This is a genomic window from Niallia sp. FSL R7-0648, from assembly GCF_038007005.1.
GTDB lineage: Bacteria > Bacillota > Bacilli > Bacillales > Cytobacillaceae > Niallia > Niallia circulans.
In genome coordinates this window covers 232,291-253,800 of the sequence record NZ_JBBOWE010000001.1, presented here as the reverse complement: position 1 = coordinate 253,800, position 21,510 = coordinate 232,291, and the positions used below count along the sequence as shown (strand labels likewise).

Here is a 21,510-nt window from a genome sequence, read left to right as displayed (position 1 = left end):
GGGGACAATTATTTGTCCCCATTTTTATTCCTTAAAATGCTTTTTCCCCCACTCTCCCATTAAATCAAGAATAGGAATAAAGCTAACTCCCTTTTCTGTTAAGGAATATTCCACTTTGGGAGGCACTTCTTTATAAACTTCTCTGTGCACCATTTGATCTGCTTCTAATTCTCTTAACTGCCTTGTTAAAATCCCTTTTGATATGCCAGGCAATAGTCTTTGCAATTCATTAAACCGTTTTGTCCCCTGACTTAAATGCCATAAGATAATAATTTTCCATCTTCCCGCCGTTAAATTTTGTGTATAAGTTACAGGACAAAAACCCTCCTCATCGATTGAGACAGATTCATTTTGAACAAAAAACCGTGCCATTTTCTCTCTCCTTCCCATGGTACTATTTATGTGACTATGTTATAAAAAAATAACTACTTTCATTTTTTTTACTATGAATATACTATATACCTATATTGGATATCCAACAACACATCTTGTTAAAGTCGTTGGGGTATAATGAAAGAAAAACATTAATTGGAGGGAATTTCAAATGAAACTATTAGTAACAGGTGCCACTGGTAAACTTGGATCTAAAATCGTAAATGTTTTATTAGCAAAAGTACCTGCTGATCAGCTTGCTGTCAGTGTACGCAATCCAGAAAAAGCAGAGGATTTACGCGCAAAAGGCGTAGATGTTCGCCATGGAGATTTCGATCAGCCAGAAACTTTGGCAGCTGCCTTTAAAGGAATCGATCGCCTATTAATTATTTCAGCAGATGGAGATACAGAAACTAGAATTCGCCAACACAATAATGCTGTCGATGCTGCTAAAAACGCTGGTGTTTCCTTTATCGCATATACAAGTATTGCGAATGCACAGGAAAGCACTAACTTCCTTGCTGAAGTTCATAAAGCAACAGAGATCGCTATTCAAAAAACAGGTATCCCTTATTCCTTCTTACGTAATAACTGGTACCTAGAAAATGAGCTTTCTACTATTCAAGGAGTTCAAGCTGGAGCACCGTGGGTTACCTCTGCTGGCAGCGGAAAGGTCGGCTGGGCTTTACAGCAGGACTATGCAGAAGCTGCAGCAGAAGTGCTAGCCGGTGAAGGACACGAAAATACGATTTATGAACTTTCTGGCAAACCTTTATCACAAGAAGAAATCGCTGCCGCTGTTAGCCAAGTGATTGGAAAAGAAGTACCTGTCCAACATGTAGATGACAGTAAATATGCAGAAATAATGACACAAGCTGGCATACCTGATTTTGTTGTTCCTATGCTTGCAGCAATTCAAAAGGATATTCGCGAAGGTACATTAGATATTGAAAGCAATGATTTTGAAAAACTACTTGGCCGTTCGGAAACACCTGTAGTGGATGGAGTTAGAAAGCTTATTTCTAATTCTTAATAAATAGAGAAGGGGACACAATAAACGACTGTGTCCCCTCTTTCATTTCATCAAATGCTGAATCTTCTCCTCTGTCCCTGTTCCATCAACAGGCGTATAAATGCTGCATCTTAAATCATTCGCGCCATGGACTTGTAAGGAGGTTAAATTATAAATCATTTTCCCCGCCTTCGAGTGGCGAAATTCAATTAACACCTCAGGAGCAGAACTTACTTCACTTTCATTCCACATTCTATTAAAGTCTGGATAGTTCTTTTTCATGTCTTCGATAAATTCTTGATACCACTCATCTGCCATATATTGTCCTAAATATGTTCGAAAGATGGAAATGAATCCTTTTACAAAGTCCTCCCAATTGACAGCTAATGCTCTTAGTTCTTTTCTGGAAAAAAGCAATTCAATGAGATTTCTCTTTTCCGATGGGATTTTTTCAAAGTCTAGGAATACTTGCTTGGCGGCTTCATTCCACCCAACGATAAAAGAACGGCGATCCGTTATAATAGTTGGACAGTAGCGAAGTTCCTTTAAAATTCTTTCTAAAGCTGGAGTCATCATCTCTTCTTCTGCCTCTTTAGGAAAAAAAGAATTTCCCTCCTCAAACGCTAAACCGTATACATATTTTCGTTCATCAGAATTTAATTGCAGCGCATCTGCTACTGCATCGAGAACAGAGATAGACACTTTAATATCTCTACCTTGCTCTAGCCAGGTATACCAGGTAGTGCTTACTCCCGCTAATTGTGCCACTTCCTCACGGCGGAGTCCTGCTGTTCTTCTTCTCGTTCCAGCTGGGAGTCCAACCATTTGCGGCTGTATCTTAGATCGCTTTGTTTTCAAAAATTCCGAGAGGGCTTCTAGCCTTATATCTCTATTCATATCCATTCTCCTTTTTAAGCTAGTACTATTTATACTAGTATAAACTACAACTTGTAATAGGATAAGAAAAGGATACAATAAAGAAAAAAGGAATGGGGGAAAAATCGTGAAAAGAGTTGTTGTCACTGGAATGGGAATTATTTCACCGTTAGGAAATAACGTGGATGAATATTGGCAGAACCTCTTAAAAGGGGAATCAGGAATCCGTTCTATCGACCATTTAGATGTATCTAATTCCAAAACAAGAATAGCTGGAGTAGTAACTGACTTTCATCCAGATGAAAGATGGGGAGCAAAGGAAGCAAAAAAACTGGACCGATTTAGCCAGTTTGCTTTAGCTGCAGCAGAAGAAGCCTTAACAAATTCACAATTAGACTTAGATTTAATAGATAAAGAGCGAATGGGTGTTTATGTAGGATCAGGAATCGGCGGTTTGACCACCCTTATCGATAATGTAAATACATTAAATCAAAGAGGTCCTAATCGAGTCAGTCCTAACTTAGTACCGATGATGATTTCCAATGCAGCTGCAGCGCAAATTAGTATTAGATTCGGAGCTCAAGGTCCTTCCCTCTCTCCGGTAACAGCTTGTTCCATTGGAAATACATCGATTGGGGAAGCCTTTCATACCATTCGAAATGGTGATGCAGATGTGATGTTTGCAGGCGGATCGGAAGCTGCTATTACGAATCTTTCCTTAGCAAGCTTCGGGAATGCCAGAGCATTATCGACAAAAAATAACGAACCGGCTTCAGCAAGTAGACCTTTTGATAAAAATCGAGATGGATTCGTGATGAGTGAAGGGGCAGCTATTTTAGTAGTGGAAGACTTGGAACATGCTATAAAGCGTAATGCTCCCATTTTAGCTGAAATCATTGGATATGGCGCAAGCTCAGATGCCTATCATATGGTGGCTACCCATCCAGATGGAAGAGGAGCATATCTTGCTATGAAGCGGGCATTAACTAAAGCAAATATTTCTCCTTCTGATGTAGATGTGATTAGCGCACATGCAACTAGTACACCTGTCGGCGATCTCTCGGAAACATTAGCAATTAAGAAATTATTTGAAGAAGACGCCTATAAAATCCCTGTGACAGCTAATAAGTCCATGCTTGGTCATATGCTTGGTGCTGCTGGTGGAGCGGAAGCAATTGCTTTAGTACAGAGCTTGAGAGAAGGGATTATCCCGCCAACTACTAATTTGGAAACTCCAGACCCAGACTGTGATTTAGACTATGTTCCAGAAGGAGCAAGAAAAGCCGGAATATCCATTGGTCTCTCTAATTCCTTTGGCTTTGGCGGTCATAACTCAGCAATTTTGTTAAAGAAATATTAATAGAAAAGACTAGGAAAAAGGAATGAATCCATTTCCTAGTCTTTCTTAATAGATTAAGCAGCCAGCTTGTTTTTATCGGTGCTTTCTTTATCCAAAAAGGCAAAGTAAGGAATCAATAGTCCCACTAAAGATACAGTAGTAATTATTGCTCCAATTAAAACGTATAAAGGCCGGATCCCCCATAATTCACTTAATGCTCCGCCTGCTATTACGCCTAGCGGCATCAGCGCTCGAATGATAAAGGATCGGACCGAAATAATTTTGCCCATTAAATGATTGGGAACGGTTTGCTGACAAATCGTAATATTATGTATGCTGAAAAATGCCATGGTGATGCCAGCAACGATTTCCGTTACGATGGCTGAAATGAGCGAACTTGTTATTCCTAAATTAATGTATGTCACTCCTCCTATTAATAGTGCCCCTAGCATCAAGCGTCTCCGTGATTGGATTTTGATTTTGCCAACAAGTAAGGTTCCAAACATATATCCTAAAGGAAAACCCGCCATAAAATAACCGTACATGGCATTATTTCCATTTAGCACTGTTTTAATATAGGGAATATTAATCACCATTGTGACCCCTACCCCAAATTGAACAAATGCTAAAAAAATCCCTAACCACACAATCGTTTTTTGTTGAAAAAAGTAGCGAACCCCCTCCATAAATTCCACTGCCCATGTTTTTCTTTCCACTTTCGCTTCTCTTACTTCCATAATACCCAGCAAAAGACATCCACTAAGCATCAGCGCCGTACAAATAAACAATAAAGTACTGCCAATTCCGATATATTCAATGACAATCCCTGCCACAACTGGCGCTGCGAACGTCATTAATCTGGCCATCCCTTCTACATAGGCATTAGCACTACTTAATTGCTCTTTCGAAACAAGATTAGGCAGTATGGCTTGATTAACAGGAGAATAAATCGGAGTTATTAATCCAATGATGACTTGAACAATATAAACATGCCACGGTACTAATGTGTCTGTTACAAACCCAATGAGAGGAAAAAGAAATATCATGCCTCTACTCCAGAGAGCAAAAATCATCATCCATTTTCTACTCCAAAGATCAAGGTATGGCCCAATAAAAAGCTGAAGGATGAGAGAAGGCAGAAAATATAATAGCCACATACTGCCTAACGCCCAAGATGAACCAGTAATTTCATAGATTAATAACGAGTTGCAAAAGGTCCCAAAGGCTCCCGCTAACTCCGATATCCCATTTCCAATCCACATAAACGTGAATGATTTATTGCGAAAAATATTCAAATGAACACCACTTTCTTTGGTTTGGTCGGTTGATTGGTGATTTGGCTTCTCATCTTGGATGCTTTGGCTGATATTTCTCCAGTTTGGCTGATTTCCTCCTCCCTTTGGCTGATATTTTCCCAGTTTGGCTGATTTCCCCCTCCCTTTGGCTGATATTTTCCCAGTTTGGCTGATTTCCTCCTCCCTTTGGCTGATATTTTCCCAGTTTGGCTGATTTCCCCCTCCCTTTGGCTGATATTTCTCTAGTTTGGCTGATTTCCTTCCCGCTTTGGCTGATATTTTCCTAGTTTGGCTGATTCCCCCCTCCCTTTGGCTGATATTTTCCCAGTTTGGCTGATTCTCTCCCCGCTTTGGCTGATATTTTCCTAGTTTGGCTAATTTCCTCCCCGCTTTGGCTGATATTTTCCCAGTTTGGCTGATTCCCTCCTCCCTTTGGCTGATATACCACCTCCTTTAGCTAACTCCTCTCCCTACTCTAGATTAGATATCCCTCCTTTCACTCTTTAATCTCCTTTAAATCGTTTATTGTTGAATGTATTGCTCTAATTCTTTTGCTAATGAGGTAATTGCACTCCTTTTTAATACATATTTTCCATCTTCTATTCCTACTAGCTGTGCTGATCTCAATATTTTTAAATGATGGTGAATCGTGGATTTTCCCATTTCTAATTTTTCTGTTATGTCTTGGAGCGTTCGACTTTGTTCAAATAATAGTTTTACCATTCTTAGTCGAACTTCATCGCCCAATGCCTTGTGCTTTAAAACTAGAAAGTTACTCGGCATATATTTATCGCTCGGCGTAATACTTTCATTGGAAACCGGGTAGTAATAGACTTTTGTTCCTTCTATATCTGCTGTAATATTCCACGGACGATAGATGTATTGAGGAATGAGTAATACTTTATGAACACTCGGCTCGGGTGTATATCGTATTCCTCCTGTAGCCCATTCTACAAATTCTTCTGGATTCATTTTCTGTCTCATTTTTTCCTTTATAGAGACATCTGTTTGTAAAATGGATGTGAGTTTTTCTCTATCTGGTTCTATAACTGCTTCATACCATCCACTCATCACGGTGATGAGATGCTGCTTTAATTGCTGAGAATCAACTTGGCAGATAAAAGAAATATAGGTTGGGAAAAAAGGGTTATCTTTTGTAGCTTCTTTTAACTGTTCTATCGCTTCTCTGCTTCTAGCGGCTGCTTGCTCTCTGATAGGTTGATGGCTTTCACTTATAAACGGAATACATTGATAGATTAATTCTCTCTCCGTTAGTTTATTTATATATTCAGTAAATACGTCCGGACTCGCAAAATCCTGTTGATGAAGTAATTGCAGTAATGCTTTCCATGTATTATTCGCTTCTACGTAGTCTAGTTGCGCTTGTAAATTCTGAGAAAGGTTTGTTCGGACATTTTTCCAATAACTCATCGGCTGATCTAATGAATCTAGTAAACGTTCATTGGTAATCGCAGCGATCCCCAATGCACATTCCCATAATAAAGAATAATTCATTTCAACTTGATATGTTTCTTGTTTCCGACCTGTTGTACTAAATACTTTCATTAGCAAAACACCTCCATCTATTTTCTTTTATTCTAAATCATTCGAATTATACATTCAATATTTTTAGAATATCTCATTCAAAAAAACTCGACCTATTGGTTAAGGTCGAGTTTTCGATAAATGACATTTACTCTTTTTCTAAATGGCTTTGAATACGAAATAAAGATTTATTTTTATATATAATCATACTGACCAATGCAAGGAGAACACCTGAGAAAAGGAAGACTATCCTTACCCCTAATAAGTCTGCCAGTAACCCCATCAATAAGGAGCCTATCCCGAAAATCCCTGTACCAATTGCTCCAAAAGAAGTGTACACGGTTGATAGCTGTTCTTTGGGGACGCTTGTTTGAATAACAGTTTGCTGTGGTATACTTTTTATTTGTGTAACAATACCAACACCGAATGATATACCTAATGCAAGGATAGGAATGCTGTTTAAACTAAATAAAATCGTTAGTAGAAAGCTTATAAAAGAGCCTGCTGCTAAAAACGCTCCTAATTTTCTTTCCACAAAAGAAGAATAGTTCATGCAATAGAGACTTCCCAAAATTAATCCTAAAAAGAATGTTCCATTCATAAAGCCCCACCACTGTTGGTCCACCTTTAAAGCATCCTGAATAAACACGTATAAAACAGCTGCAATCCATACCGTTCCAGCGAGACTTTCTAAAGATTCCACTAAAGCCATTTTTCTTAACACAGGCGTATGAAACAGTGTTTTCCAGCCCGCTTTTATTTGTTCTAGTTTCCCCGCTGACTCTATTGTTTTCCCATCTACGTTTTCTAAAAGGCATAATAAACAACTTGAGACAAAAAATAAACAGCAAACAAACCAAATAAGATTCTGTGGACTTAAAAAAAGAAGAAACAAGCTTCCTACAAACCACATTCCGGCCTGAATCAGCTGTGTCACTGTTTCTACCATCCCATTTGCTTTCATTAATTTTTCCGGTCTAACATAATATGGAATTAAAGTTCTTGTAATTGGATTGGCACAGCCATCAAGAAATGCGATAAGACCTATAATCATAAAGATGATAAAGTAATTCGCTTCTGTTATTCCTGGCAAGATAAACCCTAGTAGTAAGAGTAATCCGGTCTTTCCTATTTGGGATCCTGCCAATAACCGATTCAATCGAATTTTCCTCACGAAAAGTGGTGTTAAAATACTTGATATAAACATACTAGTTGTAATCGTAAACGGCACAAATGATGCCGCTGTTGCTGATTCCTTTACGGTATAGATCAAATTAATAATACTCACCATATAGAGGACATCCCCTATATTGGCAAAAGACTGCCCATTCAATAATAATGTAAAGTTCTTATTTAATTTCATGCTTTATCCCCCGCTAATTAAAAAATAATTAAGTTATTCATTAATAACGGAGATTATTAAATTGGACAGTTCATTCTGATACATACTCCTTCTAAGTAGATAAGCCAGGGGGATAAGGCATATTCTAAGATTTTGTTACACTCATCTTATCATAAAGGAGTAACTTCTTGCTTCTGTTTTTAAAGGAAATAAGCTTTTTGATTAAACAAACGTTTGATTCTACTAATAAGCCACCGTTTCTTCTTATCAAATCGTCCATTTAATTAATAATCCAGCATGTGCTAGACCACCGCCGAATCCATATAATAATACATGATCCCCTTGCTTTAATTTCCCTTCTTTCACTCCGATATCCAATGACAATGGGATCGTACCAGAAGAGGTATTTCCGTAGTTAACTAAACTATATAAAGTTTGTTCGATTGGAAAATTACTTTTCTCGCAAATTGATTCTAGCATTCTTAAATTCGCACTATGGGGGACAAACCAATCTATCTCATTTAAAGTCCTATTTCCTCTTTCAGCAACAATTTTCATCCCATTAGTAACTGTTTTAACAGCCCATTTATAGACTTCTCTCCCATTTTGAACAATACAGCCATTTCCCTGTAAGTCAACACCATTCATTTGAGTAGCTAGACTGGTGCAATATAAATGCTGTCCCCCTTCTCCTTCTGATCCGATATGAGAAGAAAGAAAGCTTGGTTTTGTTTCATCATACTCTACCATTACTGCCCCTGCTCCATCTCCAAAAAGAATACATGTTGTACGATCAGTGAAGTCTGTAATTTTAGATAATGTTTCCGCCCCTACAACCAAAACTTTCTTATTTAGTCCTGATGTAACCAGTCCATTTGCTACATATAATCCATAAGTAAATCCTGCACAGGCTGCATTTAAATCCATTGCTCCTGTATTCTTTATTCCTAGCTTAGCCTGCAGGCTGGAAGCCACACTCGGTGTTTTATATTCAGGAGTCATCGTACAAACAATGATTAAATCAACATCATCAACTGTTTTATCGTATCGTTCCATTAAATCAAGGACTGCTTTATAGCTAAGATCGCTTGTAAATTCCTGCTCATCCGCAATTCTTCTTTCCTTAATACCTGTTCGCTTTACAATCCACTCATCATTTGTTTCCACCATTTTTTCTAAATCATTATTTGTTAAAATACGTTCGGGAACGTATGAACCAATCGCTGTAATACGTGCTTTGGAAATTGACATTCACATCACCTCATTATTCATTTACTTTTATTTTAACACCAATTACTATTACCTGGTACTAATTTTATGCAATTTTATTCTCTACTTTAAAAATATTCGCTCATCTCTCTTTAGAATATGTTTTTTTCGTTGTATTTGCTTTACCTATTTTCACCACAAAAAATCCTCACCTTTTTACAAGGTAAGGATTCTTCTACTTCATTAAGCTAGCCTATTATTTACTTCTTACTTGATATATCAATCCAAACGGCAACAATTAAAATAAGTCCTTTTACTATATATTGCCAAAAGGTTTGGATATTCATCATACTCATTCCATTGTCGATACTAGCCATTATTAAAGCACCAATTAGTGCTCCAACAATTTTTCCTTTTCCACCTATCAGACTAGTTCCACCGATAACACATGCAGCAATCGCATCAAGCTCATACATATTCCCCGCACTTACGGTTGCTGCATTTAATCTACTTGTTAACAGAACACCCGCCACACCAGCGAGCCCTCCCATCGTAATAAACACCCACAGCGTATTCCATTTTATATTAATCCCTGACAATGCCGCTGCCTCTTGGTTTCCCCCAATTGCATAGACATATCGGCCGAATGGTGTTTTATTTGAAATAAAGATAAAGATTGCAGCTATTGCTAAAACGATTAAGATTGGAATTGGAATACCTAAATACCGATTCAACATATAGGTTGCTAGCAGGATAAAAAAGGAATAGGCTACAGTCTTACCATAGTCTATCTTAGCAGCAGGGATCATTAAGCCCATATTTTTTCGTTTTGTACGATGCTTGGTCGTCCAAAGGAATAACAAAGCGATACTAACTAATGCAAGAATATATCCAGGAATGTATGGAAAATAACTAGTTCCAATTTTTTTAAAACTATCACTCATTGGTGCGACTGTTTGTCCCTTACTTATACCAATGAGTATACCTCGGAAGATAAGCATTCCTCCAAGTGTAACAATAAAGGCAGGAACAGCTCGGTAAGCAACCCACCATCCTTGCCATAATCCTAAAAGCGCTCCCACGACTACTGCACAAAGGACTACTAAAGGAGTATTCCAATCATACCAGACTTGCAAAATTGCCGCGATTCCTCCTGTTAATCCTACTAATGCTCCAACTGATAAATCAATATGACCTGCAACAATAATTAGCGTCATCCCAATAGCAAGGACGGAAATAACGGACATTTGCGTAAATAAATTAGAGATATTTCGGGAAGAAAGAAATTCACCTCCAGTGAAAAAACCAAATATTAATGCAATCAATAGTAAAGCAATAATAAGTGTGTAAGATTGCATATCCACTTTAAAGCTTATTTCTCTTTTCTTGCTCTCTTCAACTGTTTGATGTTGAATATTCATTTTTCTTCCCTCCTGTGGCGCATGTCATAATTTTTTCTTGGGTAGCTTCTTCACGTAAAAATTCGCCAGAAATTTCACCCTCAGCCATAACTAGCACTCTATCTGACATTCCTAATACTTCAGGCAGTTCAGATGAAATAATAACAATTCCGACCCCCTGTTGGACAAGTTCATTAATAATCTTATAGATTTCATATTTCGCTCCAACGTCAATTCCTCTTGTCGGTTCATCAAGAACTAATATTTTCGGGTTATTTAACAGCCACTTACTTAGAACTACTTTTTGTTGGTTTCCACCACTTAGTTGTCCAACTCTTGCTTCTAAGCTCGGTGCTTTTAACTTCATTTTTTCCGTTATATCTGTTGCACTTTTCACTTCTAATGCCTGATCAATAACATTTAGCTTAACAACTTTATTTAACGCCGCTAACGTCGTATTTTTTGTTATATCCATTCCTAACACAAGACCGTAGCGCTTACGGTCCTCTGAAACATACGCTAATCCTTCTTTAATTGCATCAGCAGGTTTTTGGATATTTGTTTCTTTTCCATCTATGATGACCTTTCCTTCTTTTTTTCCTTTGAATCCACCGAAGAGACTAATAAATAATTCTGATCGTCCAGCTCCCATTAATCCTGAAAATCCTAAGATTTCTCCCTTTTTAAGTAAAAAGGAAACTTGATTAATGATTTTATTTCCTTGCTCATCATAGACAGTATAGTCTTTCACTTCTAAAATATTTTCTTTACTAATAGCATGCTCCTCATATGGGAACAGTTCTGTTAATTCTCTTCCAACCATCTTTGTGACTATTTTATCCTCTGATAATTCCTCAATGGAATTAGTGCTTATCGTCTGGCCATCTCTTAATATGGTGACCGAATCAGCAAGTGACATAACTTCTCCTAATTTATGAGAAATATAGATGCAGGTAACTCCTTGTGAACGTAGATCTTGCAATAAATTGATTAAGATTTCTACATCACTTTCTGTTAAAGCAGCAGTTGGTTCATCCAAAATGAGTATGCTTGTTTTTTTCGTTAAAGCTTTTGCTATTTCTACCAGTTGCTGTTTCCCGACTGTTAAATCGGCAACTTTTGTTTGCGGATCAATATTTAACCCAATATGATCGAGCCACTTTTGGGCCTCTACATAAATTTCATTCCAATTGATTATTCTTTTTCTCATTAACTCATGACCAAGAAAAAGATTCTCGGCTACTGACATTTCCCCTACAAGCGCAAGCTCTTGATAGATAATACCAATTCCTGCCTCCTGCGATTCTTTAATAGATTTAAATTGTACTGTTTGACCATTAATGATGATTTCTCCTTCGTAAGTTCCCTGTGGATAAACGCCACTTAAGATTTTCATTAATGTTGATTTTCCCGCACCATTTTCTCCGCAAAGAGCGTGAATCTCCCCCCTCTTTACGGAAAAAGTAACATTATTTAAAGCCTTAACACCTGGGAATTCTTTCACAATCCCTTTCATTTGAAGTGCATATGTGTCCATTATTCAGTCACCACCTATTAGTCAGGGAAAGCATGAGCTGCTCTCCCTTTAATTAAATATTTTGAGGCTTACGGACGTTCTGGTCGTTCATTTTCTGGAACATTTTTATAGATATCATCATATGAATGGAATCCATCTTTAACTACAGTGTCAACAATGTTCTCTTTACCTACTTTAATTGGATCCAATTTTATAAATGGCACATCTATCTTTCCATTATTAACAGTTGAATCAGATGACACTTTTTCTCCTTTTCCTAGTTGAACAGCTACTTCAGCGCTCTTTGTTGCAATTGCCTTAATTGGTTTATAAACGGTCATTGTTTGAACACCTTCTGCAATACGCTGCACTCCTGCTAAGTCTGCATCTTGGCCAGAGATAACTACTTTTCCAGCTAAATCCTGTGCTTCTAGTGCTTGAATTGCTCCCCCGGCAGTACTATCATTAGATGCCACTACTGCATCAATATCATTCTTATTGGCAGTTAAAGCGTTCTCCATAATTTTCAATGCTTCATTTGCATCCCAATCTTTTGCCCATTGATCACCGACAATTTCAATATCACCTTTATCAACTAGCGGCTGAATAATATTCAACTGTCCTTCTCTAAACATCTTGGCATTATTATCAGTTGGTGATCCTCCCATTAAGAAATACTTTCCTGAAGGTACTTTTTCAACAAGATACTCTGCTTGCATTTCCCCAACCCGTACATTATCGAATGAAACGTAGGCGTCAATATCCGTTCCATTAATTAATCGGTCATATGCTAACACAGGAATCCCTTCGGCTTTAGCTTGATCGACTACTGTTGACAGGGCATCTGAATTGATAGCAATAATAACTAGTGCATCGATACCTTGTGAAAGCATGTTTTGTATTTGAGATAATTGTTTTGCCTCATCACCATTTGCTGATTGTACTAACACATTTGCTCCTAGCTCTTCTGCTTTTTCAACAAAAAAATCACGATCATGTTGCCAACGCTCTAAGGTTAAATCAGAGACAGAAAGACCAATTGTAACCTTATTTTTTTCTGTTCCTCCTCCGTCCTTATTTCCTTTCTCATTTGCTGGTGTACCATTTGCATCCTGTCCACATGCAGCCATGATGAACATTAGAGATAGAATAAGTACAAACGAAAGAAAACTGTTACGTTTTTTCATAAAAATATCCCCCTAATTTTTAAGTAATTGATAAGATTGAATTCCTTTTCTATTAGTAAGACATAAGTTGATTGCCGAATATGAAGTCGGCTCTCGGTACGTATAGGCGAGTAGAAATGACTTCGTCTCTTCCCTCCTCCAAACTGTTTGTAAAACGCTTTCATACAAAGAATATATTTTTTCCTCCCTATTGGAAATAGAATATTTTTGATAATCCTTTAATATTTTTTGAATTTCCTATTTTCTTCTTCATAAAAAAACTTCCATCAGTTGAAGTATTACTGCTATATTAAAAGTGGAATAAATAAAAAAACACTCATCATGGATGAATGCTTTTTTACATAGTGTTTCACTACACTTCTTTTGCTGTTAACCTTCCCCCCATTTTACTCATCCCGATACTGAGTAGGATTAACCCCTGTTTTTAAATACGGAGCTAAAGTAATACGCATCTCTATACCCTATTTGTGCGGCAATTTCTTTAATACGTAAATCTGTATTCTTGAGCAGTTCTTTCCCCTTTCGGATACGTATATTTGTTAAATATTCACTGAAATGTTGGGAAGTGATTTCTCGAAATAATATGCTTAAATAGCTAGGACTTATATTAAATTCACGGGATAGGCTCGTTAGGGAAATATTCTCGGCAAAGTTTTCATTCATGTACTCCTTCATTTCCATAATAAGCCTTTCTGTTCGATTACCACGTTTTGATTCGATGAAGGAATGAATAGCCGAATAAAAGGAATATAAGCAATCCTCTATTTCTTTATAAGTTAAATTATTCTCTTGATTAAAGATGGGTAGTCCCGTTTCTCCGAATATTTCGTTCACATCGTACCCTTGTTCATTTATTGTCTTACAGGACATAAATACAATATTATTAATGGCTGTTGCCACTGCTTCATATGGAATACTTTCATTCTTAAGTTCTGCAAGCAATTCCGCTACGTCCTTTTTTACTTCTTCAAAGTCACCTGATTTTAAATCCTGATAAATTTTATGATTTACTATTTTATGTAATTGCTTGCTGTAATAAGTATGGTTGCTGATAATATTATGATAGAAATACACATCACCAGAACCGTGAATTCGACTTAATGCAGCTGCAGAACAAGCTTCTTCATAGGATAAATGTAAATCAAGTAATTGATTATACCTATCGCCTATACCAATTGTTAAAGAGATGCCTCTTTCCTGATATTCTTTCTGAATAAACTTGCTTAGTTGATGTCTAATGCGCTCGATATCTTCGAATACAATTAACACAATTTGATCCATTTTATAATTTAAGATATATCCCTTTTCTATCTGACCACGTTCAGAAAACTGCCCCCATTTCTTTTCTAGCAGATGAGAAAGTCGCTTATAGATGGATACATTAAATAAATACTTTTCATTTTCCTCCATTTCACTTCGAACTGTTTGGAGTTGTTCAATATTTAGGACGGCTACAAAAAAGGGGGTATCCTTAAGATGTTCCATTTCCACATATTTCAAATCAGTCTCTAGATCTCCCACAAAACTATTGGTCAGGAGATTCTGGATTAGTTTTTCTCGTAAAGAATGCTTATTTTCTTGCAATTGCCTTTTCATTTTTTCTACATTTTCTTGTTCTCCCTTATCCCGAATCAAATCATTCTTTACATTTAATACGAGTTTTAATAGATTCTTAGATTGAAAAGGCTTTAGCATATAATCACAAACCTTTAAAGTAATCGACTTTCTTGCAAAGTCAAAGTCTGCATGACCTGAAATAATGATTACTTTTATTTCTGGATAAAACTCTTTCACATGTTTTGTTAATTGAATGCCATCCATTTCTGGCATTTTGATGTCGGTAATCAGAATATCAATACGGTTTTCAGCTAAAATTGTTACTGCTTCTGAACCATTTTCCGCTTCAAATACTTGTTGGAAACCATGACTTAACCAATTCGTATTATTGATTATTTTGTGACGAATCATATCTTCATCTTCTACAACCAATAAATTAAACATAGGATTCCTCCTCATATTTTTACAATAGGTAAAATGATTGTTACAGATGTTCCCGCATCTGGTTTACTTTTAAAATAAATTCCATACTCCATTCCATAGGTTAATTTTATTCGCTCATTCACATTTCGAATGCCAAAATATTCATTTTCATCCTCTATTTTCTCTATTCCTGTTAGAACATTATTAATGTGATTTACCTTTTCAACTGACATTCCCACCCCATTATCCCTGACTTCTAGAACCACTACTCCCTCCTTTTCTTTTCCTTTAATTTCAATTAGCCCCTTCGCTTTCATCCGTCTTACTCCATGATAAATCGCATTCTCTACCAATGGCTGCAAAATAAGCTTGACCGTTTCATAATTTAATATCTCTTCGTCTACTTCTACTTTCGTATCAAATTTATTAAAAAAGCGAAACTTTTGAATCGTAAAATAGTTACGAATATGTTCGATTTCCGCACCAATAAGAATGACATCCTTTCCATGACTTAACGATGTTCGAAAAAACATGCCAAGTGCTTCTATTAAATCAAGCGCTTCTTCAATCCGCTCTTGCTCTAACAATCCAATAATCGAGTCTAATGTATTATAAACAAAATGAGGTTTTATTAATTCTTGTAGTGCTTTCATCTCTATTTTGCGGATTTTCACTTGATCATCCATCGTTTTTTGAACAAGCCATTGAATTCGATTCATTAATTCATTAAAACTATTTGCTAGTTGCCCCATTTCATCATTCGTTTTGACTTGTGCTCGAATGGCTAAATTATTATCTGCAAACCGTTTAATTGTTCTGCGCAAATCACGAATTGGATTTGTTAAAATATTCGTTAAATAAACACTTATTAGCACAACGAGCAGAAGACTGCCCACAGCAATTATAAGGGTTATCTGCCGGATTTTATTTATGTCTTCATTAAGTTCATCTGCATAAGTGACCCCAATAATATTCCAACCTGTAATCTCAGATTGTTTAAAGTTAACAAGATAATGCTTTCCCTTTACAGCTTCTTCAAATGATCCTTTATCTGAATTTAACAATCTATCATTGTTCATTAGTTCCTTTATAAACATAGGATGACTAGTATCTTCCGGGAAAAACTCTTCCTCCCCTGTTCTATCTGTAAAATAGACATACCCTTTCTCTCCTAATTTGATATCGTTTACAATTCGATTCAATAGATTTACATCAATATCAATAATTAAATAAGCTGGTTCACTTAAACTAGGAGATAAAATTTTCTTTCCAATAGAAAAAACATTACGATTAAACATATCCATATAAGGTGACTTTACTGCAAATTGCGCTTCATCTATTTTTCGCATATTCGTAAAAAAAGGGTCATTCATATCGCTCCAATATACACCTTGAGCGCTTATTGTCTCTCCTGTATGAGAAATGATTCTTATATCCACCAAATCGGATTTCATATTCCTAATTAGTTCTATCGTTTCCCATAAACGAACAGTATATTTCTGTATTCCATCTATATCTCCTGCTTCATTCAGCCTTAAGTACTGAATTGTGTAATAATCATCATAGATTTCTAGAATATTCTCGATATCTAAAATGTATGTTTCTATATTTTTATCCACACGTTCAATTACTTCATTGGTATAAACATTGATACTATTTTGGAGATCATTAATGTAATATTGATAGGAAAGATAACCAAGAATTAATAACGGGATAAGACTAAGTGCCAAGAAGCAGACAATCATTTTTGTTCGGATACTATAACGATCGATCCATTTCAGCCATTTCCTCATTTATTTTATCTCCCACGGCTTTTTTCTTTTTAACAAATCTTCATAATTATCTACATTGCCATATTCCAATCCCGTATATATCATAGTTTCTTTTACTTCGTCCCCATTAATTAATTTATACATATTCTCAACACTAAGACGTCCCATCCCTTTAAAATCTTGTCCAACTAGCGCATCTGCTAATCCTTTATCGGCAGCAAATACTATTGGATAAAATGTATCAACAATCACAGCTATACCGCCATTTTCTTTCCACCTTTTATATGAAATCATCCCTTCAGGAGGAGAAAATAACGGCCATGCTCCAGCACTAAAAAACAAGTCAAAATGAGGATTCTTTTTCACATAATTCTCTAGAAGCTCTGAAGCGCGATTTATGTCATCATAGGATTCTACCATATCGACAAACTCTAAATCTAATTCTTCCGTTGCATCTTTAAATCCTTCGATTCTCTCTTGCATATTGACACTTTCCTTCACCCCAGTCATAATCAAAACTCTGAGATGACGCTGATGCAAATTTTTTTCTTTTACTATTTTCACCAAAGATTTTCCACTTTCTTGTCCAAGTTCATAATTATTCGTTCCAACATAAAATGCCCGATTGCTTGCCGGTGCATCTGAATCAAAAGTAGCCACCTTTATCCCTTGTGATACTGCTTTATTGATAAGCGGAGTCATTTTCTTTGTATCCAAGACACTGATAACAATGCCATCTACCTTTCTTTCGATTAAACTCTCCACTATTTTTTCTTGCTCCTGACTATCTACTACCATCGGGGCTAACCATTCCATTTTCACCCCTAACTGAGAGCTTACTCGTTCTGCTTCTTCCTTTGCTTCTATGAAAACTGGATTATCAAGAGACTTTGTAACAAAAGAAATTATCTTTTCCTTATCTTGATTAGACAATGGCTCTTTATAGATCGCTTGTTCATGGGAGTTACTTTTGATACGAATGCTAGTTGCCTGTTTATTTTCACATGCACTAACGAATATAAGCAGAATTACTAACAAGATATAGCCTTTGTTTTTCATACTTTCTTCCCCTAACCTACTCATTGATTGGTCTAGCTCATATAAAATTAAAGAAAGGTTACTCCATATGCAACCTAAATGAAACCGCTACCAAAATTATAGTTAGTAAATAAAAAAGAAGACACAAATTTAGTTGGATGAAAATGAATTGATTTTAAGAAATTTGATACAGATGACGAAATACATAATTGTTAACAATATTTTCTATTTATTATGAGGTTTTTGTCAATATTAAAGTCACCAATTCTTCTGAATTGGTGACTTTAATATTAGGATAAGAACTCAATCGATAAGAGATAAAGGTCTATTTTTTTTCGAATTGCTTTTCCCTTAGGAATTAAAATCATAAATCTTCCCTTTAATCAAATACCCAGTGCTTTCCGCCATATTGGTTATATGGTCAGCTGTTCTTTCCAAATAACGGTTGATAAATAATAATTGAACTAGCTGATTGGTTTCTTCGGGATGTTCACTTAAATAGGCTGTCAATTTTTTATAGGTTTCTAAATAATAATCATCCACTTTATCTTCTAACTTACTTACTTCCTTTGCAAGCACAATATCTTCCTCTATAAAGGATTTTACTGCTTTTTGCAGCATTTCAATTGATAGTTCCTTCATTTTCTCTAAATGGGTTAAATCCAGAAGCGAAGTTGCTTTTCCTATCTTAATAGTTGCTTTAGCGATGTTTACGGCAAAATCAGCTACACGCTCAATTTCGGAGGAAATTTTGATCACACCAATTACAACACGTAAATCTCTTGCAACTGGCTGTTCCTTCGCCATTAGCCAAATCGCAAAATGATTAATTTCAGATTCTAAATTATCAATGTCATTATCCTCTTCCATTACATTTAAAGCAATTTCAACATCTTGCGCCTTTAACGCATCAAAAGCTTCTTCTAACTGAGTAATGGACATTTCGCCCATTTCACTGATTTTTTCTTTTAACTCTCCTAGCTTCTTCTCAAAGTTTTCTCGAATGACCATTAGTTCCTCCTATTATCCAAATCGACCTGTTACATAATCTTCTGTGCGCTGATCTCTTGGTGTAGAAAAAATCTTATTCGTTTCATCATATTCTACAACTTCACCATTTAAGAAAAAGGCTGTTTTGTCGGAAATCCTTGCTGCTTGCTGCATATTGTGTGTAACAATAACAATTGTATAATCTTTTTTCATTTTTGTAATCAGCTCTTCTACCTTCAATGTAGAAATTGGATCTAAAGCAGAAGTAGGCTCATCCATTAAAATAACATCTGGCTTCATAGCAATGGCACGAGCTATACATACACGCTGCTGCTGTCCACCCGATAAGCCAAGTGCAGATGTCTTTAACCGGTCTTTTACTTCGTCCCAAATCGCTGCCCCACGCAAACTCTCTTCGACAATTTTATTTAATTCTTTTTTATTTTTAATACCTTGCATTCTTGGACCATAAGCCACATTGTCATAAATACTCATCGGGAACAAATTCGGCTTTTGAAAAACCATCCCGACTCTTGTACGAAGCTTAATAACATCATTGGAAGAATAGATATTTTCGCCATCAATAATAATATCCCCTGCAATTTTTACGCCATCGATTAAATCATTCATTCGATTCAATGTTCTTAGGAAAGTTGATTTCCCACAGCCAGAAGGTCCAATTAAAGCTGTTACTTTCTTTTCTTCAATATCTAGGGTTACTCCAAACAAAGCCTGTTTTTCACCGTAAAATAAATTTAGGTCACTTACACTAATTTTTGATGCACCCGTTGTATCTTCTTGACCAACCTTTAAGAATGCTTTCCCTGTTTTCTTTTGACTTTTTTCTGTTACTGTTGTAGTCATAAACATACCCCTTTAAAAATTAGTAGTCTGCTTTGTTTAGCTTTTTCGATATAAATGTTGCGATAAGGTTTATAGCAAGAATAATGACGATTAGCACAATACCAACTGCTGCGGCTAATTCAATATCTCCAGACTCTTGTGTTACTAAGAAGGAATGAACCGTTAGCGTACGAGCGGAGGACAACAGGCCCTCTGGCATGGCAGCAACTGTTCCTGCCGTTAAGAAAATAGCTGCTGACTCCCCAACTATTCTTCCGATAGATAAGATAATTCCTGATAAAATCCCTGGCATCGCACTTGGTAAAATAACTTTATACAATGTTTGCAATCTTGTTGTGCCAAGGGCTAATGACCCTTCACGATAAGTAGGCGGAACTGTCTTTAAAGATTCCTCAGTTGTTCGGATAATAACTGGCAGTACGATAATCGTTAATGTCAAAGATGCCGCTAAAATAGACATTCCTAATTTCAAGGTGGTTACAAAGAATACTGCCCCAAATAAACCATAAATAATCGAGGGAATACCTGTTAAACTTTCTGTTGCAAAGCGAATTATTTTTACCAATCGGCCTTGTTTCGCATACTCTTGTAAATAAACGGCTGCTAATATTCCTATTGGTGTGGCAATCAGCAAGGAAATGACAATCGTGTAAATCGTTGTAACAATCATCGGCCAAATTCCACCGCCGCCACTTGGAGAATAGTCGCCAAAAATAAAATCGAAGCTGATTAAGTGCGCTCCTTTATAAAAGATATATCCAACAATCATAACAAGGACAGCAACAGACAAGAAAGCAGAAAGCCAAAGAAGTCCGCGTAACAAGTTATCTTTCATTTGTCTCATCTTATTTGCCACCCTTCGCACTAATTTTCGCTAAAACAAAATTCAAAATTAATATAAACGAGAATAATACAATCCCAGTTGCAAATAACATTTCTTGATGTGTCCCCGCTGCATAGCCCATTTCCAATGCAATGTTTGTTGTCAGTGGGCGTATACTATCTGTTAAGCTTGCTGGCACAATCAAACTGTTACCAGCAACGAGAATAACCGCCATTGTCTCACCGATCGCTCGACCTAAGCCCAATACAATGGCTGTCATAATACCTGACTTCGCTGCGGGGACAACAACCTTAAAGATCGTTCCAATTTCTGATACACCAAGCGCAAGGGATCCTTCCCGGTATGTTCTTGGCACAGCGCGAATCGCTGTCTCCGCGACTGTTACAATCGTTGGCAGCATCATAATTGCTAATACTAAAATAACCGCTAATAAACTTTGTCCCTTTACTAACCCTAATGTATTTTGTAAAAAAGGTACGATAATTGCTAGGCCAAAAACACCATATAAAACTGATGGAATACCAGCTAAAAGCTGAATGGCTGGTGAAACAATTTTAGCTATTGGCTTTGATGCTATTTCCGCCAAGAAGATGGCTGTGAATAATCCGATGGGAACTCCAATAATAAGTGCTCCTATGGTTGCATACAGAGATGCGACAATCATGGGCCATATCCCGAATTTTCCTTCACTAGGCACCCAGTCGACTCCAAAAAGAAAATCAAAAAAACTAAATCCTTCTGCAATAAAAGGGTGGGCCCCTTTATAGAAAACAAACCCAATAATTAATACTAAGCTGATTACGGAAAGAAGGGCACAAAACAAGAAAACCCTTGCCGAAACCTTCTCAAACATATATTTCCTCTTATTTGCTTTGCCCATTGCTGAGGCTTGCTTTTCGGTTGTTTGAATAGACACTCTATTTTCCTCC

Annotated in this window: 19 protein-coding genes; 2 read left to right on the top strand and 17 right to left on the bottom strand. The window is 36.6% G+C overall.

The window, feature by feature from the left end:
• Nucleotides 1–24: 24 nt before the first annotated feature.
• Nucleotides 25–372, bottom strand: a complete 348-nt coding sequence (locus NSQ89_RS01235) for a winged helix-turn-helix transcriptional regulator (protein ID WP_047941655.1) — start codon at nucleotides 370–372, stop codon at nucleotides 25–27.
• Between the two features lie 172 nt (nucleotides 373–544).
• Between NSQ89_RS01235 and NSQ89_RS01230 the strand changes: the two genes are divergently transcribed.
• Entirely contained in the window at nucleotides 545–1,405 is an 861-nt protein-coding gene (locus NSQ89_RS01230) for an SDR family oxidoreductase (protein ID WP_095320585.1), read from the top strand.
• A gap of 42 nt (nucleotides 1,406–1,447) precedes the next feature.
• Here NSQ89_RS01230 and NSQ89_RS01225 read toward each other — a convergent pair whose 3' ends face one another.
• Nucleotides 1,448–2,281, bottom strand: a complete 834-nt coding sequence (locus NSQ89_RS01225) for a helix-turn-helix transcriptional regulator (RefSeq protein WP_047941657.1) — start codon at nucleotides 2,279–2,281, stop codon at nucleotides 1,448–1,450.
• Between the two features lie 106 nt (nucleotides 2,282–2,387).
• Between NSQ89_RS01225 and fabF the strand changes: the two genes are divergently transcribed.
• Nucleotides 2,388–3,620: a beta-ketoacyl-ACP synthase II gene (gene fabF, locus NSQ89_RS01220; protein WP_047941658.1), complete on the top strand. Its 1,233-nt coding sequence runs from the start codon at nucleotides 2,388–2,390 to the stop codon at nucleotides 3,618–3,620.
• A 53-nt stretch (nucleotides 3,621–3,673) separates the two neighbouring features.
• On the opposite strand, the gene NSQ89_RS01215 is transcribed toward fabF, so the two are convergent.
• The 15 genes from NSQ89_RS01215 to pstC all read right to left on the bottom strand — a co-directional run bounded on the left by NSQ89_RS01215 (nucleotide 3,674) and on the right by pstC (nucleotide 21,497).
• On the bottom strand, nucleotides 3,674–4,894 hold the full coding sequence (locus NSQ89_RS01215; protein ID WP_341132115.1) for an MFS transporter: 1,221 nt from the start codon (nucleotides 4,892–4,894) through the stop codon (nucleotides 3,674–3,676).
• Nucleotides 4,895–5,177: 283 nt separating this feature from the next.
• The gene (locus NSQ89_RS01210; protein WP_341132114.1) at nucleotides 5,178–5,342 is read right to left on the bottom strand and encodes a hypothetical protein; all 165 of its coding nucleotides are present in this window, start codon (nucleotides 5,340–5,342) and stop codon (nucleotides 5,178–5,180) included.
• A gap of 74 nt (nucleotides 5,343–5,416) precedes the next feature.
• The gene (locus tag NSQ89_RS01205; RefSeq protein WP_341132113.1) at nucleotides 5,417–6,460 is read right to left on the bottom strand and encodes an ArsR/SmtB family transcription factor; all 1,044 of its coding nucleotides are present in this window, start codon (nucleotides 6,458–6,460) and stop codon (nucleotides 5,417–5,419) included.
• Between the two features lie 127 nt (nucleotides 6,461–6,587).
• Complete coding sequence (locus NSQ89_RS01200) at nucleotides 6,588–7,802, bottom strand: MFS transporter (RefSeq protein WP_341132112.1); 1,215 nt, start codon at nucleotides 7,800–7,802, stop codon at nucleotides 6,588–6,590.
• Between the two features lie 246 nt (nucleotides 7,803–8,048).
• Complete coding sequence (locus NSQ89_RS01195) at nucleotides 8,049–9,032, bottom strand: ketoacyl-ACP synthase III (protein WP_095322541.1); 984 nt, start codon at nucleotides 9,030–9,032, stop codon at nucleotides 8,049–8,051.
• Nucleotides 9,033–9,250: 218 nt separating this feature from the next.
• Nucleotides 9,251–10,411: a sugar ABC transporter permease gene (locus tag NSQ89_RS01190; protein WP_341132111.1), complete on the bottom strand. Its 1,161-nt coding sequence runs from the start codon at nucleotides 10,409–10,411 to the stop codon at nucleotides 9,251–9,253.
• On the bottom strand, nucleotides 10,386–11,927 hold the full coding sequence (locus NSQ89_RS01185; RefSeq protein WP_341132110.1) for a xylose ABC transporter ATP-binding protein: 1,542 nt from the start codon (nucleotides 11,925–11,927) through the stop codon (nucleotides 10,386–10,388). The genes NSQ89_RS01190 and NSQ89_RS01185 overlap by 26 nt, the downstream gene beginning before the upstream one ends.
• Before the next feature lie 68 nt (nucleotides 11,928–11,995).
• Nucleotides 11,996–13,093, bottom strand: a complete 1,098-nt coding sequence (xylF, locus tag NSQ89_RS01180) for a D-xylose ABC transporter substrate-binding protein (protein ID WP_341132109.1) — start codon at nucleotides 13,091–13,093, stop codon at nucleotides 11,996–11,998.
• A gap of 411 nt (nucleotides 13,094–13,504) precedes the next feature.
• On the bottom strand, nucleotides 13,505–15,094 hold the full coding sequence (locus NSQ89_RS01175) for a response regulator (RefSeq protein ID WP_341132108.1): 1,590 nt from the start codon (nucleotides 15,092–15,094) through the stop codon (nucleotides 13,505–13,507).
• 11 nt (nucleotides 15,095–15,105) lie between these two features.
• Nucleotides 15,106–16,866, bottom strand: a complete 1,761-nt coding sequence (locus tag NSQ89_RS01170; protein ID WP_047941666.1) for a sensor histidine kinase — start codon at nucleotides 16,864–16,866, stop codon at nucleotides 15,106–15,108.
• Nucleotides 16,867–17,904, bottom strand: a complete 1,038-nt coding sequence (locus tag NSQ89_RS01165) for a substrate-binding domain-containing protein (RefSeq protein ID WP_053215640.1) — start codon at nucleotides 17,902–17,904, stop codon at nucleotides 16,867–16,869.
• A gap of 330 nt (nucleotides 17,905–18,234) precedes the next feature.
• The gene (gene phoU / locus NSQ89_RS01160) at nucleotides 18,235–18,894 is read right to left on the bottom strand and encodes a phosphate signaling complex protein PhoU (RefSeq protein WP_047941668.1); all 660 of its coding nucleotides are present in this window, start codon (nucleotides 18,892–18,894) and stop codon (nucleotides 18,235–18,237) included.
• Nucleotides 18,895–18,906: 12 nt separating this feature from the next.
• On the bottom strand, nucleotides 18,907–19,737 hold the full coding sequence (pstB, locus tag NSQ89_RS01155) for a phosphate ABC transporter ATP-binding protein PstB (RefSeq protein ID WP_095259178.1): 831 nt from the start codon (nucleotides 19,735–19,737) through the stop codon (nucleotides 18,907–18,909).
• A gap of 19 nt (nucleotides 19,738–19,756) precedes the next feature.
• A complete protein-coding gene (gene pstA, locus NSQ89_RS01150; protein WP_047941670.1) occupies nucleotides 19,757–20,581 on the bottom strand; it encodes a phosphate ABC transporter permease PstA in 825 nt (274 codons plus the stop codon).
• 1 nt (nucleotide 20,582) lies between these two features.
• On the bottom strand, nucleotides 20,583–21,497 hold the full coding sequence (gene pstC / locus NSQ89_RS01145) for a phosphate ABC transporter permease subunit PstC (RefSeq protein ID WP_235844567.1): 915 nt from the start codon (nucleotides 21,495–21,497) through the stop codon (nucleotides 20,583–20,585).
• Between the last annotated feature and the right edge of the window lie 13 nt (nucleotides 21,498–21,510).

What these genes read in the sequence shown, in the direction of transcription:
- pstA (WP_047941670.1), bottom strand. Translation starts at nt 20,581, where the DNA reads ATGAGACAAATGAAAGATAACTTGTTACGCGGACTTCTTTGGCTTTCT.
- NSQ89_RS01195 (WP_095322541.1), bottom strand. Translation starts at nt 9,032, where the DNA reads ATGTCAATTTCCAAAGCACGTATTACAGCGATTGGTTCATACGTTCCC.
- NSQ89_RS01170 (WP_047941666.1), bottom strand. Translation starts at nt 16,866, where the DNA reads ATGAGGAAATGGCTGAAATGGATCGATCGTTATAGTATCCGAACAAAA.
- NSQ89_RS01225 (WP_047941657.1), bottom strand. Translation starts at nt 2,281, where the DNA reads ATGAATAGAGATATAAGGCTAGAAGCCCTCTCGGAATTTTTGAAAACA.
- phoU (WP_047941668.1), bottom strand. Translation starts at nt 18,894, where the DNA reads ATGGTCATTCGAGAAAACTTTGAGAAGAAGCTAGGAGAGTTAAAAGAA.
- NSQ89_RS01190 (WP_341132111.1), bottom strand. Translation starts at nt 10,411, where the DNA reads ATGAATATTCAACATCAAACAGTTGAAGAGAGCAAGAAAAGAGAAATA.
- xylF (WP_341132109.1), bottom strand. Translation starts at nt 13,093, where the DNA reads ATGAAAAAACGTAACAGTTTTCTTTCGTTTGTACTTATTCTATCTCTA.
- NSQ89_RS01185 (WP_341132110.1), bottom strand. Translation starts at nt 11,927, where the DNA reads ATGGACACATATGCACTTCAAATGAAAGGGATTGTGAAAGAATTCCCA.
- NSQ89_RS01200 (WP_341132112.1), bottom strand. Translation starts at nt 7,802, where the DNA reads ATGAAATTAAATAAGAACTTTACATTATTATTGAATGGGCAGTCTTTT.
- NSQ89_RS01235 (WP_047941655.1), bottom strand. Translation starts at nt 372, where the DNA reads ATGGCACGGTTTTTTGTTCAAAATGAATCTGTCTCAATCGATGAGGAG.
- NSQ89_RS01165 (WP_053215640.1), bottom strand. Translation starts at nt 17,904, where the DNA reads ATGAAAAACAAAGGCTATATCTTGTTAGTAATTCTGCTTATATTCGTT.
- NSQ89_RS01175 (WP_341132108.1), bottom strand. Translation starts at nt 15,094, where the DNA reads ATGTTTAATTTATTGGTTGTAGAAGATGAAGATATGATTCGTCACAAA.
- NSQ89_RS01205 (WP_341132113.1), bottom strand. Translation starts at nt 6,460, where the DNA reads ATGAAAGTATTTAGTACAACAGGTCGGAAACAAGAAACATATCAAGTT.
- NSQ89_RS01230 (WP_095320585.1), top strand. Translation starts at nt 545, where the DNA reads ATGAAACTATTAGTAACAGGTGCCACTGGTAAACTTGGATCTAAAATC.
- pstB (WP_095259178.1), bottom strand. Translation starts at nt 19,737, where the DNA reads ATGACTACAACAGTAACAGAAAAAAGTCAAAAGAAAACAGGGAAAGCA.